Raw genomic sequence first — 15487 nt, 5'->3', positions numbered from 1 at the left:
AGGGGTCGGGCTTACGCCCCGTAGAAAGCCACGATGCGTTCGGCTTCCGCGATCACGGGGGCATCAATCATCTTGCCTTCCAGTCGGAATGCGCCGGGTGCTCCAGAAGCGGCTTCAACAACACGCTTCGCCCAGCTGATTTCGCTCGCGGACGGAGTGAATACTTCGTTAATGACCGCAACTTGGCTTGGATGAATGGCCAGCATTCCGGTGAAGCCGAGATCTCGAGCGTCCTGCGCAAAGGAGGCGAGTCCCTCTGAGTCGGCAATGTTCGGGAACACGGTATCCAGAGGCTTCTGAAGTTTGTGCAAGGTGCTGTTGATCAGCAGTTGATACCGCACCTGGTCGAATACGCGATAGGCGGCAGCGCTTGAGGCTCGGACGCCCAAATCCAACGCCAGGTCGAGCGCACCGAAGGTGAGACGTTGGACGGCCCAAACCTCGGCGATTTCGCTCAGGTTGGCCAAGCCGGCTGCGCTCTCGATCAACGGCCAGATTGGCTTCTTGCATTCGGCCGCAACGAGTACCTGTTGAGCTGATTCGGCCTTGGGAAGAAGCACTGCTGCAATGCCTTGATGGCGTCCGCAGAACTCGACGTCATCGCTGTGCATGTGATGGTCAGCCGCGTTGACGCGAACCACTACGCAGGCTGCCGGGTGTTCATTCAGAAAGGCAGCCAGGTTGTCCCGGGCTTGTGCTTTGAGCTCTTCCTCTACAGCGTCCTCGAAGTCCACGATGACCACGTCTGCTCCGCTGGCCAGGGCCTTTGCAAAGCGTTCAGGGCGGCTCCCGGGAACAAACAGGGCGCTACGGATCAGGCGATTTTTATCCGTCTTCACAGTGCACCTACTCCCTTCAGCTCGGCGATCTGAGAGGCCGAATAACCCAGTTCCTTCAGGATCGATTCATTGTGCTGGCCAATCGATGGAATAGCGTCCATCCGCGGTTGATAGGCACGGTTAGCGCCTGGTGGGAGGAGGGCGGGCAGTTTGCCTTGTGGCGAGTCCACCTCAACCCATCGCTCACGGGCACGCAGCTGTGGGTGTTCCCACACCTGATGCATATTGTTGACCTGAGCGTTAGCAATCGGGGCTGCGTCAAGGCGAGCAACCACTTCTTTGGTACCCAGCTCAGCGAACTTCTCGATGATGATCGCTCGCAGGGCTTCACGGTTCCCGGAGCGCTTGGCATTGGTATCGAATCGTTCGTCCTGCAGTAGTTCTGGCTTGTGCAATACCTTCTCGCAGAAAGACGCCCACTCACGTTCGTTCTGCAGACCAAGCATCACCGTCTCGCCAGGGCTGGTCGGGAATGGGCCATAGGGATAGATAGTGGCGTGGGAAGCGCCGGCGCGCGGTGGTGGGTTTGCACCATCGTATGAATAGTAAAGGGGGAAGCCCATCCATTCGACGAGACTTTCCAGCATGCTCACGTCCACGCGGCTACCCTTGCCGGTTTTGTTTCGCAGGTGCAGTGCGGACAAGACGCCCGTGTAGGCATACATGCCAGCTGCGATGTCCGCGATCGAGCAACCAGCCTTGGCGATTTCCTCTTCGCCCGCGCCGCCGGTCACCGATAGGAATCCACCCTCGCTCTGAATGAGCAGATCGTAGGCTTTCTTCTGCTCGTAGGGGCCGCCCTCTCCATAACCGGAAATGTCGCACACGATCAGCTGCGGGAAGCGCTCATGCAGAGCCTCGAAAGAGAGGCCCATGCGGGCGGCAGCGCCGGGTGCCAAATTTTGTACCAGTACGTCGGCCTTGGCCAACAAGCCCTCGACGATCGCGTCCGCGCCCGGCTTTTTCGCATCCAGGGCCAGGCTTTCTTTCGAGCGGTTTGTCCATACGAAGTGGGAAGACAGGCCATTTGCACGGTTGTCATACGCGCGAGCGAAATCCCCTACATTCGGGCGTTCGATCTTGATGACGCGAGCGCCAAGGTCTGCCAGCTGCCGGGTGCAAAAGGGCGCTGCGATGGCATGCTCGAAGCTGACAACAGTGATGCCGTCGAGCGGGCGAGGAGAGGAGCTGAAGTCGGTCACGGGTTTACTCCGTAATGCCACTGGCTCAACGTCTACGCGACCCAAGATGATCGAGTGACCGAGGAGCTTTGTTGTTGGAGGAGGTGGCCACCGCTAGGGAGATGGATTCCCTCAGGTGTTGGACAGAGCATGAGCCCCCGGCAGCGTTCTTGGAATCGGTATTCTGTTAAGTGGGCGTTCGGTGTAGCCTAACGCCAGATTTGTTCACTCGAGGCGTGCCTGATGAATATCGACTTCAAGGATCTGGCGCTTTTCATCCAGATCGCGGAGGCGCCCAGCCTGACACAAGGTGCTAGGCGCTCGTTCATGTCGCCAGCGGCTGCTAGTGCTCGAATCAAGGCTTTGGAAAGCGAGCTCAAGACCCAGTTGCTGTACCGCGACAGTAGAGGAGTGGGTTTGACTGAGGGGGGGCGCAGGCTGCTCACACATGCGCGGTTGATCATGCGCCAGCTCGGATACCTGCGGACCGAGTTTGATGATTATGGTGCCGATGTGTCCGGCCATATCAGGATTTTCGCAAACACTACCGCTGTCAGTGAGTTCCTCCCGCAAGTGCTCGCAGGTTACTTGGCTACCTATCCAGGGGTCACCATAGACCTCCAGGAACGCCACTCTCCGGACATCGTCAGGGCGGTGCTCGACGGTTCAACCGACATGGGGATCACCGCTGGGCCTGTGTCAGCAAAAGACCTGGAAATCATGCATTTCAGCACTGATCGGCTGGTACTGGTATTGCCGTTAGGGCATTCGCTCGAAGCAGAAAAAGCCGTCAGATTCGAAGAGGTCATCAGGTACCCGCAGATCGGCCTGCAGGCGGGCAGTACGCTTCACGAGTTCTTGAGGGAGCAAGCAAGGCATGTAGGCCATACTCTGGCTTGGAGAATCCAGGTGTCTAGCTTCGAATCCGTTTGTCGAATGGTCGAGGCGGGTGTCGGCGTGGGCGTGATCCCGGAATCAGCGGCGCTACGCCATCAGCAAATGCTGAGCATCAGTGTCAGGCAGCTGGATGAAGCGTGGGCAGTCAGAGAGCGGAGCATTGTGGTTCGCGAATTCGACGCCTTGCCTGGTTGCGTGAAGGCCTTGATTAGCATCCTGAGACCGGCGGGTTAAGGGCGGCCACGCGCCCTACTATGGCGAGTGCGCCCATCTATGCCTTGCATGGCTAAGAGTACTCGAGCGCCATGATGACCCTTGAGGATCATTTTTGGCCACCTAGGCTATATCCCTGAAAAAATCGTTGGCGGAGAATTTAGCTAAAGGCATCCTCGCCACTCGAGCCTAGGTGATCGATCTAATAATAATAGGTGCTCTATGTTTGCCACTTTATATCTTCTCGCCTTGCGCATTATTGCTTACTCCTATGTCCGCTCCGATTTTATCGGTGGGCAAGTCTGACGTAAGACAAGCATCGCGCTTCACTGATCTGCCATAAAAACAAATTGAGAATGATCATGAAAAAAACGCTGTTGAGTGCTGTCGTGGGCGCAGTATTTACTCACTGTACGTTAGCACACGCTGTAACGCTGAATGACAGTTTGGAATTGATCGGTTCAGTCGGGGCGTTCTCCGAATACTCCATGCGGGGTATCTCGTACACCCAGCGTAAGCCGGCCGTTCAAGCGACTGCGACGTTGGTGCATTCCAGCGGACTGTATGCCGGTGTTTGGAGTTCCAATGTTGATAATGAAGGTATCGACGCCCGCTACGAGGCAGACTATTTTGCAGGCTTCGCTCATCAGTTTTCCGACCAGGTCGGTCTCGATGTAGGGTACATCAAGTACACCTTCCCCAAGGGGACTATTCTCAACGCTGGCGAGGCGTACGCAGTCCTCAGTGCTTATGGTTTCAAACTGGGTAGCTACTATTCGAACGATTACTATGGTGATCAGTCGTTTATCTATAACTATGTGGGTTACGGAATCAAGGATCTCCCGTACGGGCTCGGATTGGATTTCAGATACGGTGTCGCCGACTATAAAGACCCGTCCTTCTTCTCCTCGACGGGTGCGAGCAAAGACTCGTACCGAGAGTGGGAGGTTAAGCTGAGCAAAAATTGGCTATCGCTCGACTGGTCTGCCAGCTACGTCGACACCAACCTGTCGGAAACAGAATGCCTCGGGTTCCAAGGGGACAAAGAGTCTTGCTCAGCCCGCTTGGTCGTAGGCGTTAGCAAAAGCTTCTAGCAGTACACGTACTCACCTATTTGCCAGGCTCACGCCTGGTTTTTTTTGCCCGGAGGGTAGGGGCAACTGAGTTGAACCGTTCGTCGCGTGGCTTTTGTTAAGACGACAGTCGTGTTAAAAAGGATGGGCAGGCTTAGTGATGTTCATATTTGAGTCGTGCAGCTCCTCGGTTTTGCAACCTTACAACAATCCTAAGAAGGCCAAACCCATGAAACGCCGAGAAATTTTCACCACTCTGGTCTACCTTTTTGCAGCACGTGCGGCTACGGCTGCTGGCTAGCGAAGCCCGCGCGCCGCCACAATCTCTGCCTGAGGCGGTGATGGGCCTGTGCTGTAACTACGGTTGAAGGTAACTATTGGGGTGTGCTCATGAGTGGTTGGAAAAGCTGTTCGCTCACATCGCTACATCATACCGGGCAACTACTCGCTCAGGTGCGGGCGGCCGGTCGAGATCCATTGACCGCGCTGGAGGGCAGCGAAATCACAGCGGGCATGCTGTCAGACCTCAGCCGAAAAATTAAGATCGTTGATGAATATGTTGTCTATCGCAATGTGAATGCGATGTTCCCAGAGCGCAACATAACGTTGGAAATCGGCTTAAATGCCCGAGTGTCTGTCTATGGTCTGCTGGGCTATGCACTGCTGACGGCCAACACACTGCGCGATGCGTTGTCGGTGGCCGCTGAATTTCCTGCGCTCATCGCCAATGGCTTTAACCTAAGCCTGGAGGAGTATGAAGGGAAGGCCAGGCTGGTCTTTAGCGGATATTCTGGCGCGACGGATCTTAAGACGGCGTATGCGGAACTGGCGGTCTCTTCATTCACACGGAGTTGTAGCGATATCCTGGGGCGTGACTTGCCGCTTGCTGAAGTCACCTTTGAAGGAGCTGTGCTCTCCAGTCATGCCACTCGCTGTGAGCACGCGCTCGGATGCACCGTTGTCTATCATCAGCCTCGCAATATGATGGTTTTTGATGCTGCTCTATTAGACGAGCTGCTCCCTCTGCGCGATGCCGTTTCTCACTTAGAAGTGACAGATGCCTGTCGTCGGCAAAATCGAGAGTACGCGGCGGAAAGGGAATGGCTCCACAAAGTTAAGGTGATTCTAGAGAAGGATCTGCAAAATCCACGGCCCCTGGAAGAGGTCGCCCACCACATGCATTGCTCAGCACGCACCCTACGCCGGCAGCTCGGGGTGTTCAAAACGAGTTATCGACAGATTCTCGATGAGGTGCGATTTGAGAAAGCCAAGCTGATGCTCAAGGAGGGCAAGCTGCATACCGACCAGATTGCCGAGCGCTTGGGCTTCTGCGATGGGGCAGGCTTCCGACGCGCCTTCCAACGCTGGAGCGGTCTGGCGCCAGGCGCATACAAGGCGTGAGCAACGATCAGCGGCATCGCTGAAAGTCGTTGATTTTCAAGATCTGAGCCGTCATTCTTATCTTCAAAGAGTCATACTTTTTGTAGGGTTAATAACTACGATGCCTAAAATAGTTGATCATGAGTTACGAAAGTCGGAAATCACCCGTGCCGTTATTCGTTCAATCGGAAAAGAAGGGTTAGCCAATGTCACGATTCGCGGGATTGCCAGGGAGGGTGGATTCAGCAGCGGGACATTAGCCCATTATTTCAATAGTAAAGAAGAACTCATAAACTTTGCCTTTGACGAGATCTCGAAACACGCGTTCGCGCGCATCGAGAACCGGGTCGGAGAATACCAAACAGCCCAGGACAAGGTGCGGGCGGTGATTGAAGAACTCACGCCGCAAGTCAGCGATGAGCATGATGCCGTCATCTCGGTGTCGTTTTGGGCTGCCGCGCGTCAGGACGAGAAGCTGCGGCGGAAGTTTCAGGATGTGTATGCGAACTTCAGGTGCCACCTTCGCGATTACATTGGCGAAGGTCTGAATACCGGTGAATTCCATATTCAAGGGGGCGTGGAGGATGAAATTGATTTTATCGTTGCCGTCACCGACGGTCTGCTTGTCTCGTTCTTGCTAGACCCCGATCGCTTTCCCGCTCATCGCAGTCAGTGGCTAGTGACTGCTGCAATGAGCCGGTTGCTCTCGCCCAACCTAGCGGCGAGCTAAGTCCCCCTCAGGTCGTGCGAGTTGCGGTTTTGATGTGGCTAAACTGATCAACACCATGCTCACTCCGCTGACCGCCAGGCTCCAATAAATAGCACTGTTGGAGTCTACCCCATCCCACCACATCACCAGCATTACGGTCACGAAACCGGACAGCATGCTGCTCACCGCGCCAGGCGTAGTGGCGCGTTTCCAGTAAATCGCGGCTATCAACGGAATCAGCATTCCGCCGACCAGGAAGTTGTAGGCAATCGTCAATGCGTCGAGGACATCCGTTACGCACAGCGCGACCGCGCAGGCAATTGAGCCTACGGCAAGGGTCATGGCCTTGCTGATCATCAGCGAGTCTCTGCCGCGTGCTTTTAGCTTGGGCAACAGATCCTCGGTGAGCAGGGTCGAGGATGCCAATAAGCCCGCGCTTGCTGTGGACATCATGGCGGATAGCGCCGCAGCGATGACCAGGCCTCGCAAACCTGCCGGCAACGTGTGTTCGACTGCGGTAGCGAAGACCGTGCTGGTATTCGCAATATCTGGGAACAGAACCTTTGCACACATCCCGATGACAGCGCCGGCCAGGCCGTAAACGAAGCAGTACAGCCCGGCCATCATGCCTGCATATTTGGCGACGTTCACGGAACGCGCGGTGAACACCCGCTGCCAGATATCCTGGCCGATCAAGATGCCGAAAAAGTAGATGATAAAGTAGGTGGTGATCTTCTCCCAGCCAAGGCTGGACAGGCTGAAATACGTTTCGGGAAGTTTGGCTTGAAGCCCTTCCCAGTTACCCGCCTTCATCAAACAGACCGGCAACAGTACGAAGATCAAACCAATGGTCTTGATCAGGAATTGAATCATGTCAGTCAACGTCAGTGACCACATGCCGCCCAGGGTTGAATAGATGATGACAATCAGGCTGCCCACCAGGATAGCGACCCATCCCGGCAGTTCGAATATGACTTGCGCCACGGTGCCGATGGCGAGGAACGACACCACGCAGATCATCATCGCGTAGGAGAACATAATGATTGCGCTGGCGCGGCGGGCGAAACGGTTGAATCTTTTTTCGAGCACCTGGTTCACGGTCATGAGTTTCAGGTTGAGCAGATGTTTGGCGAGTGCAAAATTGAGCACCAGGATACCGAACCCCATCGCCGCACAGATCCACAGTCCAGCAATGCCATATTCATAGCCTAACCGAATGGTACCTATCGTTGAGGCGCCACCCAGAACCGTTGCTGCCATCGTGCCCATGTACATGCTGGGGCCGAGATTTCTGCCTGCAACGAGATAGTCCTCAGTGCTGGTTGCTCTTCGCATGCCATACCAGCCTAGTAACAACATGCCCAGACCGTAAATTGCAATGGCTGCAACATCGAGGCTCATACGCTATACCTTTGTTATTTTAAGTGGCGAATCTGGTTCGGGTGCTAGTTCTTGCTGTACGAGTAGCACCGCCCCTCGCTGAGTTCCTTATATATTTGAAGGAACCCGCTGCAGCTTCACGCCATAAGCGTGCAGTCGGATTCTGCTGCCAAGCGGATCACAGGTATAGAGCGCTAGCGGTCAGATAATTACCTTACCGGCCAAGTGGGTGAACGACAAAAAAAGCCCCGCATATGCGGGGCAAAGCGCGTAACTAGTGGAAAGCGTCAGATCTATTTCGAGCAGTACCAGCGCTCTGTGTCGCTCAGGGCCCACTGAAACCGGTCAACTATCTTCTGAATCTCGGCTTCGGTTGTAATCAATGGGGGGCAGAATGCGATTGCATCACCAATATTGCGGGTGATGATTCCGTGGTGCTGAGCGCGTTGTGCAAGGTAGCTGCCGACTTTTCCGGGCATTGAAAAGCGAGCCTTGGTGGCTTTGTCGGCGACCAGTTCCACTGCCGAGATCAGGCCCTGGCCGCGGACTTCTCCTACGAGTGGATGGTCGCTAAAGCAGCTGAGCTTCTCCATCAAGAGCGCCCCCAGGTCGGCTGCCCGGCCTACTAGATTATCCTCTTGAATGATCCGGATGTTCTCCAGCGATACGGCTGCGGCCACTGGATGACCCGTTGCTGTCAGGCCGTGGCCCAGTGTTCCGATCTGGTGGGACTGATCAGCGATGGGTTCGTAGATCTTCTCATTGATCAGTACCGCTGCAATGGGCTGGTAACTGGAGGACAGTTGCTTGGAGAGCAGCATCGCATCGGGGTAGATGTCGAAGGTGTCGCAGCCGAACATCGCGCCAGTCCGACCGAAGCCGCAGATGACTTCGTCGGCAATCAGCAAGATGTCGTACTTGCGGCAGACCGCCTGAATTTTCTGCCAGTACGTCCGAGGAGGGACGAGCACGCCACCGGCGCCCATCAACGGTTCGCCAAAGAAGGCCGCGATGGTGTCGGGGCCTTCTGTGAGGATCAGCGCTTCCAGCTCCTGTGCCAGGCGGTCGGCATACTGCTCTTGCGTCTCGCCAGGATTGCCGTACCGGTAGTAGTGAGGGCAGCTGACGTGCAAAACTTGCGGGAGTGGCAGGTCAAACCCGCGATGGTTGTTGGGGAGGCCGGTCAGGCTCGCGCTCATCACGGTAACGCCATGGTACGCATTCAACCGACTGATCAGTTTTTTCTTCTGCGGCTTGCCCAGGGCATTGTTGCGGTACCAGATAAGCTTGACGATGGTGTCGTTAGCTTCAGACCCGGAATTGGTAAAGAACACCTTACTCATCGGCACCGGTGCTAGATCCAACAGTTTCCGGGCAAGCTTGGTACTCGGTGCATGCGCCTTGTGATTGAAGATGTGGTAGAACGGCAAGGTACGCAGTTGAGTCTCCGCTGCTTTGACCAGGCGCTCCTCACTGAAGCCGAGGGCCACGCTCCAGAGGCCAGACATCGCCTCGATATATTCCTTCCCATCAGTATCGTAAACGTAGATGCCTTCACCACGCTCGATCATCAGCGGCCCCAGCTGCTGATGCTGGCGAGCATCAGTGTAAGGGTGCAGAACGCTGTCCACATCTACATTGGCAAGTGCGCAAGTTTTATTGTTCATGGTAAGCGCTCGCTCAGCACCGAGGTTGCAAGCCACCTCGGTGCGCATGGTGGCTCAGTTGAATGGAAGGGGAGGCGTCGCTAGACCTTCAAGGTTCATCAGAACTTCAGCACCGCCGTCCACGATGAGATCGGTACCGTTTATCCAAAAGCCTTTGGGGTCGAGCATCAGCAAAATGGCGCCGGCGATTTCGTCTGGATAGGCATCACGCCCTCCAGCCTGCTGCTTCAGGTTGTGCAGCAACTCATCACCCATGGTGTCGTAGAAGGCCGCGAGAATCGGCGTGCAAACAGCCCCTGGGCTCACCGAGTTCACACGCACTCCGCGATGACGTTGGTTGCTGGCTACCAACATGGTGTAAAGGATGACCAGCTCCTTGGTGAAGTCGTAGGTAGCAACCGCATCCATGTGAAGTTCTTGGAAGCTTGCCAAGCACTGATGCCAGTCGCCCAGGGTCAGGAGACGCTCACAAATCGATTTGTGATTTCTCCAGCCGGCTCCCGCTGTAGATGCGACATTGACCACAGACGCTCTGTCAGCGAGCTTGGGCAGCAACAGGTTGGTCAGATAGCGAAGTCCGAGGAAATTAACCTTGAAGACCACATCGGCTGGCAGGCTACCTGGCACGCCGGCAATGTTGGCAAGGCCATCGATCGGCTGCTTGATTTGAAGGACAGCTTCGTCGATGGATGCTGGATTTGACAGGTCACACAGGATGAACTGACTGCAGCTATCGCTCGCAGGCTTTATGTCCAAACCGATGACGAATGCCCCTGCGTTCATTAATGCAAGCGCAGTCGCTTGGCCAACACCCGAAGAAACACCGGTGACTACAATTCGTTTGTCATGGAACGACATGTCGGTATTCCTTAGGCGGCCTTGAAGCGAATGGGGAGCGAAGCGATACCGTTGATGAACCGCGACGGGATCATTTCGGGTGCTCCGGCCAACTCGATGTCCTTGAATTGCTTCAGGGTTTCAGCGAGTAGGAAGGGCAGCTCCAGGCGAGCCAGGTGCGCCCCCAGGCAGGTGTGACGTCCGCCACCACCGAAGCCCAGATGTGGGTTGGGCGAGCGCAGTACGTTGAAGTCATTCGGGTTCTCGAATTTGGCCGCATCGCGGTTGGCCGAGTTGAACCACATCACTACCTTGTCGCCTGCGGCGATGCGTTGGCCATGGATCTCGGTATCGCGCGAGGCTGTACGGCGCATGTGCATGACCGGAGTGACCCAGCGCACAAGCTCTTCAAAACCGCTGACTGCCACACCCGCGGGGTCGTTAGCCCAGATCTTCATCTGCTCTGGGTACTCGAGGAAGCACTTCATCGCATGCGCCCCGACCGTGCCGGTCGTTTCCATGCCGGCGGTCACCAGCAACTGGAAGAAATAGCCGGCCTCCACATCGTCCAGCTTCTTCCCTTCGACTTCAGTGGCAAGGATCATCGAGAGGATGTCATCACCTGGATTCTTGCGCTTTTCGGCAGCCAGGCACCGACCGTAGTCGTTCAGCTCGGCAAAAGCGCCAGTAATCGCTTCGATGGCGTTAGTGCCCAGTACATCGCCAGCGAGTGCGGTGACGGTCAGCTCGTGCAGGCGACGACGATTTTCCTTCGGCGCCCCGAGGAAGTCGCATACCACCTCAACGGGGAAAGCTTGAGCGACATCTTTGGCATAATCACATTCGCCGCGATCTTTCACGCTGGCAACAACCGATGCGGCATATTCCTTCGCCACTTCGGACATCTTGGTAACGCCCTGAGGTGAGAAGGCGCGGGCCACGACTTGACGCAGCTTGAAGTGGCGCGGGGCGTCCATATTGAGGAACCAGCCTTCTTGGAGTGCTTCCTCGACACTCTGGTCACCGACAATGGTGCCCTCGCCGCTGATGAAGGTTTTAGCATCACCACTCACTGCAGTGATGTCATCGTATCGGACGACCGACCAGAACCCTTTGCAGCCGTATTCCGGAGATCCTTCGGGAAATTCGTGCCAGCTCAGCGGCTTGTGCTCACGTAGCGCTGCGAAGGCCTCGTCCCGATCCGGACGCTTCCAAAAATCCATATCAGCCAGGTTGACGCTATCTACATCGATGCGGCTCATGAGTCTGTACCCACAATTTTGGTTGTTCTTAGACGTTGTGATATTTGACGCCGGGAAGGACGCACAGCATTTCAAACAGCAGGTTTGCGCCCAGTAGAGAGGTGTTCCCAGAGCTGTCGTAGGGGGGTGAGATCTCCACCACGTCAGCGCCGATGACGTTCAAGCCTTTACAGCCGCGAATGATCTGTTGACCCTGGTACGCAGTCAGACCACCGACTTCCGGCGTCCCGGTTCCGGGTGCGACAGAGGGATCGAGGCCATCAATGTCGAACGAAATGTAGAGTTTGGTGTTGCCGATCTTTTCGCGGATTGACGCCATCAGCGGCGCCAGCGAAACCCCTTGACACTCATCAGAAGTGACTACCGTGAAGCCTTTGCTGCGGGACCAATTGAAGTCGTCTGGCGAGTAACCGGTGCCGCGCAGACCGATCTGGAAGGTCAGGTCTGGATTGATCAGTCCATCTTCATAAGCGCGGCGGAAGGTGGTGCCATGGGCGATCTTTTCCCCGAACATGTGTTCGCCAACGTCTGCATGCGCATCGATGTGGATCAGCGCGACAGGGCCGTGTTTCTTGGCAATCGACTGCAGGATCGGATAGGTGATGGTGTGGTCACCGCCCAGGGTCAAGGGCACAACGTCGTTCTGCAGGATGACGTCATAGGCCTCTTTGATCCGGCGCACTGCGTCCGGCAGGTTGAAGGTGTTGATGGCGACATCGCCAATGTCCGCCACTTGCAAGCTTTCAAACGGCGCAGCCCCGGTTGCCAGGTTGAATGGACGTAGCAGGCACGACTCAGCGCGGATGCTGCGTGGCCCCATTCGGGTGCCGGAGCGGTTTGATACGCCGATGTCGAGCGGGACGCCGACGAAGCAGGCATCCAGACCGGCAGTTGTTTTGGCTTCAGGCAGGCGCATCATGGTAGGAATGCCGCCGAAGCGTGGCATTTGATTGCCACCCAGAGGTTGATTGAAAGTCATGGTGCTGTCTCCTTTGAAGGGGGTACCTAGTCAGCTCTGCTGACTAGGAACGCGAATCACCAGGCCTTCCATCTCCGATGTGATACGGAGCTGGCAGGAAAGGCGACTGGAGGCATCTGGCTCAAAGGCGTACTCAAGCATGTCGCTCTCCATCACCTCGGCGGCCTGAAGCTTTTCTTTCCACTCATCAGAGATGTAGACGTGGCAGGTCGCGCAAGCGCATGCACCGCCGCAATCCGCATCAATGCCTTTAACCATGTTGTTGACTGCCGCTTCCATCACGGTGCCGCCAACTTTTGCGTCGACGTGAACGGAGGAACCATCAGGCTGCACGAAAGTAATTTTGACCATTTTTATTATCTCGACTTGGCTGGGGGTTTAGGCCTTCAGGGCGCCGGCCAGGCGGGAAAGTCCTGTTTCCAAAACGTCGTCACTGATAGTCAGTGGCGCAGACACGCGAATCGTGTTGCCGTAGTAACCGCATGGCAGAAGCAGCAGGCCGAGCTCTTTGGCCTTGGTTGCAACACGTTTGGTAGCGTCGGCATCAGGGATATGAGTGCTTGGTTCGGTGACGATTTCGAATGCGACCATTGCGCCCAGACCACGGATGTCACCCAGCGGCAGGACGCCGCCAGTACCTTTCAGATCGGCCAGGAACGATTGAATTTTCCTGCCGATGACATTGGCGCGTGCCAGCAGGCCTTCACTCTCGATCACATCCAGCACCGCATTTGCGGCAGCACATGCAAGTGGGTTGCCGGCAAAGGTGCCGCCCAGGAACCCTGGCGGTGGTGCATCAATCACTTCGCTGCGGCCGATCAGGCCAGATAGAGGCAAGCCGCCGCCCATGGCCTTACCAATGGCGATCAAATCGGGTTGCACGCCTGCGTGCTCGGTGGCGAAAAACTTGCCAGTGCGGCCGAAGCCCGATTGCACTTCGTCCACGACAAAGCAGATGCCGTGATCGTCGCAAATCTTGCGTAAGGCTTGCATGAAGGCAGGAGATGCTTGGTAGAAGCCGCCTTCACCTTGCACTGGCTCAATGACGATGGCCGCGACCTGATCAGGGGCGATGGTCGCGCGGAACAGATGATCCAGTGCCTTCAGGCTTGCCTGTTCGGTGGTGCCATGATGCTCGATTGGAAACGGCACCTGGTACACACCCGCTTGAGAGGGAGTGACGCCGGTACGTAACGGTTGCACTTTACCGGTCATGGCCAAAGCGAGTTGAGTCCGCCCGTGGAAGGAGCCGGTAAAGGTCACGACGCCTTGGCGCCCGGTGTAATACCGTGCCACCTTTACAGCATTCTCAGTCGCTTCTGCACCGGTGGTAAACAGGGTGGCTTTGGCGTCAGAGATAGGCGCAAGTTCGATCAGGCGTTCGCACAGGCGCACGTAGGGCTCACAAGAGAGCACTGGGAAGCCGATGTGTGCATAGTCGTTCAACTGAGCGGCGATGGCCTCCACAACCTTCGGGTGGAGGTTTCCGGTGTTGTTAACGGCGATGCCCGATGCGAAGTCCACGTAGTGGTTGCCCTCGACATCCCAAATTTCACTGCCTGCAGCTTTTTTAACGAAGACAGGAAGGGCAGTTGCGGCGCCACGCGGTAGAGCCTTGTCGCGGCGCGCCAGAAGATCTTTATTGTTCATGTTCGCACTTCTCAGTTCAGGACGTCAGAGCGCCAGACCATCATTTTTTCAACCTGCATTTCGTGCATGGTGTAGGGGATGCCACCTACGCCGTGGCCGGAGTGACGGGCGCCGGCGAAAGGCATCCAGTCAACGCGGAACAGGGTGTTTTCATTGACCATCACGGCAGTGCCATCGAGGTGCTTGTAGCAGTGCAAGGCGGTGTCCAGGTTCTGCGTGAAAACAGCGGCCTGGAAGGAGAAGTCGAGCGAATTCGCCGCGGCCAGCGCCTGGTCGATATCGTCGAAGCTGGAAACGCAGATGACTGGGCCGAAGACCTCTTTACGCATCACGTTGGAGTCGTCGGCTGGGTTCAGCAAGACGGTCGGTGCATAGCAGCTGTCGCTGATTTTTTTGCCGCCGCAGATCAGCTCAGCGCCTTGAGCAATCGCTTCTTGAACCCACTGATGAATGCGGTCGTTTTCCTGATGCGAAATGATCGGCCCAATGTCGGTGGTTTCGAGGACTGGGTTCCCTACAGTCATCTTCTCGGCAGCCGCGGCCAGGCGCTCGGCGACTTCACGCGAGACTCGACGGTCTGCGAATACGCGTTGAACCGAGACGCATGCCTGGCCGGCGTGCCAGAAACCGCCGCGAGCTAGGCGAGGGATAGCCATTGGAAGGTCTGCGTCATGGGCAACGATGACTGGCGCAACGCCGCCGTGTTCCAGTGCGCAGCGGGTGCCCGGAGCAAGCTTGGAACGCAGCATCCAGCCCACTGCAGCAGAACCGATGAACGAGAAGAACCCAACGCGAGGGTCAGCCACGAGCTTGCCAACTTGCTCATTGGTACCTGGCAGTACGATCTGCGCCCACTCTTTTGGCAGACCCGCTTCGTGGAGAATTTCAATGAAGGCGTAACCGCTCAAAGGCGTCTTGGCGGCTGGCTTGATGATCACCGGAGCACCAACTGCGACAGCGGGGGCTGCCTGGTGAACAACCAGGTTAAACGGGTGGTTGAATGCGCTCACGCCCACAACTACACCGATCGGCTCAGGTTGAGTGAAAGCGATACGACCGGCCGAGGTGGCATTCAAGTCCATCGGGATGACAGAGCCAGCCTTGGTACGAATTTCCTCAACACAGATGTGCAGGCAATCAACACCGCGATCCACCTCGATCAGGGCGTCTTTGAGGGGCTTGCCGCATTCCTGGGCTACCAGGCGGGCCAGCTCCTCGCGGCGACCGGTGATGATGGTGGCCGCCTTCTTCAGAATTTCGATGCGTTGGGCCTTCTTCAACCAGCCTTTACGATCTCGATACAGAGCATGGGCAGTAGCCAGCGCCTGCTCAATCTGTTGATCGGTCGAAACAGGCAGCTCTGCCAGCAGGGCACCGTCGAAAGGCGCATTGATTTTGATTGTTTCAGTCATGAGGCTCT

The 15487-nt window shown here is 56.4% G+C and carries 14 protein-coding genes; 4 read left to right on the top strand and 10 right to left on the bottom strand.

Annotated features, from left to right (window positions below; all coding sequences use genetic code 11):
• Window positions 1-11: 11 nt before the first annotated feature.
• Window positions 12-839 carry a CoA ester lyase gene (locus tag CXQ80_RS13965; RefSeq protein WP_101320452.1) on the bottom strand — a complete coding sequence of 276 codons (828 nt, stop codon included), beginning with the start codon at window positions 837-839 and terminating at the stop codon, window positions 12-14.
• Window positions 836-2041 (bottom strand): CaiB/BaiF CoA-transferase family protein, encoded by a 1206-nt coding sequence (locus tag CXQ80_RS13960; RefSeq protein ID WP_101320450.1) that lies wholly within the window; start codon window positions 2039-2041, stop codon window positions 836-838. The genes CXQ80_RS13965 and CXQ80_RS13960 overlap by 4 nt, the downstream gene beginning before the upstream one ends.
• A gap of 222 nt (window positions 2042-2263) precedes the next feature.
• Here CXQ80_RS13960 and CXQ80_RS13955 point away from each other — a divergent pair, with 222 nt between their 5' ends.
• The 4 genes from CXQ80_RS13955 (at window position 2264) to CXQ80_RS13940 (ending at window position 6313) form a co-directional block, all read left to right on the top strand.
• Window positions 2264-3151 (top strand): LysR family transcriptional regulator, encoded by an 888-nt coding sequence (locus CXQ80_RS13955; protein WP_101320448.1) that lies wholly within the window; start codon window positions 2264-2266, stop codon window positions 3149-3151.
• Window positions 3152-3492: 341 nt separating this feature from the next.
• Window positions 3493-4224 carry a TorF family putative porin gene (locus tag CXQ80_RS13950; RefSeq protein ID WP_101320446.1) on the top strand — a complete coding sequence of 244 codons (732 nt, stop codon included), beginning with the start codon at window positions 3493-3495 and terminating at the stop codon, window positions 4222-4224.
• A 369-nt stretch (window positions 4225-4593) separates the two neighbouring features.
• Window positions 4594-5604, top strand: coding sequence for an AraC family transcriptional regulator (locus CXQ80_RS13945; RefSeq protein WP_101320444.1), 1011 nt, complete (start codon window positions 4594-4596; stop codon window positions 5602-5604).
• A 100-nt stretch (window positions 5605-5704) separates the two neighbouring features.
• On the top strand, window positions 5705-6313 hold the full coding sequence (locus tag CXQ80_RS13940) for a TetR/AcrR family transcriptional regulator (protein WP_101320442.1): 609 nt from the start codon (window positions 5705-5707) through the stop codon (window positions 6311-6313).
• Here CXQ80_RS13940 and CXQ80_RS13935 read toward each other — a convergent pair.
• From CXQ80_RS13935 to CXQ80_RS13900, 8 genes are all read right to left on the bottom strand, one after another.
• Window positions 6299-7693, bottom strand: a complete 1395-nt coding sequence (locus CXQ80_RS13935; protein ID WP_101320440.1) for a sodium:solute symporter — start codon at window positions 7691-7693, stop codon at window positions 6299-6301. The two genes, CXQ80_RS13940 and CXQ80_RS13935, sit on opposite strands and share 15 nt — an antisense overlap.
• 272 nt (window positions 7694-7965) lie before the next feature.
• A complete protein-coding gene (locus CXQ80_RS13930) occupies window positions 7966-9339 on the bottom strand; it encodes an aspartate aminotransferase family protein (protein WP_101323054.1) in 1374 nt (457 codons plus the stop codon).
• A gap of 54 nt (window positions 9340-9393) precedes the next feature.
• Window positions 9394-10197: a coniferyl-alcohol dehydrogenase gene (locus CXQ80_RS13925; RefSeq protein ID WP_101320438.1), complete on the bottom strand. Its 804-nt coding sequence runs from the start codon at window positions 10195-10197 to the stop codon at window positions 9394-9396.
• 11 nt (window positions 10198-10208) lie between these two features.
• Complete coding sequence (locus CXQ80_RS13920) at window positions 10209-11438, bottom strand: cytochrome P450 (protein ID WP_101320436.1); 1230 nt, start codon at window positions 11436-11438, stop codon at window positions 10209-10211.
• Window positions 11439-11466: 28 nt separating this feature from the next.
• On the bottom strand, window positions 11467-12417 hold the full coding sequence (speB, locus tag CXQ80_RS13915) for an agmatinase (RefSeq protein ID WP_101320434.1): 951 nt from the start codon (window positions 12415-12417) through the stop codon (window positions 11467-11469).
• A gap of 30 nt (window positions 12418-12447) precedes the next feature.
• Window positions 12448-12768 (bottom strand): 2Fe-2S iron-sulfur cluster-binding protein, encoded by a 321-nt coding sequence (locus CXQ80_RS13910; protein ID WP_101320432.1) that lies wholly within the window; start codon window positions 12766-12768, stop codon window positions 12448-12450.
• A 27-nt stretch (window positions 12769-12795) separates the two neighbouring features.
• Window positions 12796-14067: a 4-aminobutyrate--2-oxoglutarate transaminase gene (gene gabT / locus CXQ80_RS13905; protein WP_101320430.1), complete on the bottom strand. Its 1272-nt coding sequence runs from the start codon at window positions 14065-14067 to the stop codon at window positions 12796-12798.
• Between the two features lie 11 nt (window positions 14068-14078).
• On the bottom strand, window positions 14079-15479 hold the full coding sequence (locus CXQ80_RS13900) for an aldehyde dehydrogenase family protein (RefSeq protein ID WP_101320427.1): 1401 nt from the start codon (window positions 15477-15479) through the stop codon (window positions 14079-14081).
• Window positions 15480-15487: the final 8 nt, after the last annotated feature.

This window comes from Pseudomonas sp. 02C 26 (assembly GCF_002843585.1).
Classification (GTDB): domain Bacteria; phylum Pseudomonadota; class Gammaproteobacteria; order Pseudomonadales; family Pseudomonadaceae; genus Aquipseudomonas; species Aquipseudomonas shirazensis.
The sequence above is the reverse complement of the archived record's forward strand: the minus strand, read 5'-3'. Positions and strand labels throughout refer to the sequence as shown.

Bases quoted from the DNA above. Each gene is read 5' to 3' on its own strand.
- CXQ80_RS13910 (WP_101320432.1), bottom strand. From the start codon at position 12,768: ATGGTCAAAATTACTTTCGTGCAGCCTGATGGTTCCTCCGTTCACGTC.
- gabT (WP_101320430.1), bottom strand. From the start codon at position 14,067: ATGAACAATAAAGATCTTCTGGCGCGCCGCGACAAGGCTCTACCGCGT.
- CXQ80_RS13950 (WP_101320446.1), top strand. From the start codon at position 3,493: ATGAAAAAAACGCTGTTGAGTGCTGTCGTGGGCGCAGTATTTACTCAC.
- CXQ80_RS13900 (WP_101320427.1), bottom strand. From the start codon at position 15,479: ATGACTGAAACAATCAAAATCAATGCGCCTTTCGACGGTGCCCTGCTG.
- CXQ80_RS13920 (WP_101320436.1), bottom strand. From the start codon at position 11,438: ATGAGCCGCATCGATGTAGATAGCGTCAACCTGGCTGATATGGATTTT.
- CXQ80_RS13955 (WP_101320448.1), top strand. From the start codon at position 2,264: ATGAATATCGACTTCAAGGATCTGGCGCTTTTCATCCAGATCGCGGAG.
- CXQ80_RS13930 (WP_101323054.1), bottom strand. From the start codon at position 9,339: ATGAACAATAAAACTTGCGCACTTGCCAATGTAGATGTGGACAGCGTT.
- speB (WP_101320434.1), bottom strand. From the start codon at position 12,417: ATGACTTTCAATCAACCTCTGGGTGGCAATCAAATGCCACGCTTCGGC.
- CXQ80_RS13940 (WP_101320442.1), top strand. From the start codon at position 5,705: ATGCCTAAAATAGTTGATCATGAGTTACGAAAGTCGGAAATCACCCGT.
- CXQ80_RS13935 (WP_101320440.1), bottom strand. From the start codon at position 7,693: ATGAGCCTCGATGTTGCAGCCATTGCAATTTACGGTCTGGGCATGTTG.
- CXQ80_RS13925 (WP_101320438.1), bottom strand. From the start codon at position 10,197: ATGTCGTTCCATGACAAACGAATTGTAGTCACCGGTGTTTCTTCGGGT.
- CXQ80_RS13945 (WP_101320444.1), top strand. From the start codon at position 4,594: ATGAGTGGTTGGAAAAGCTGTTCGCTCACATCGCTACATCATACCGGG.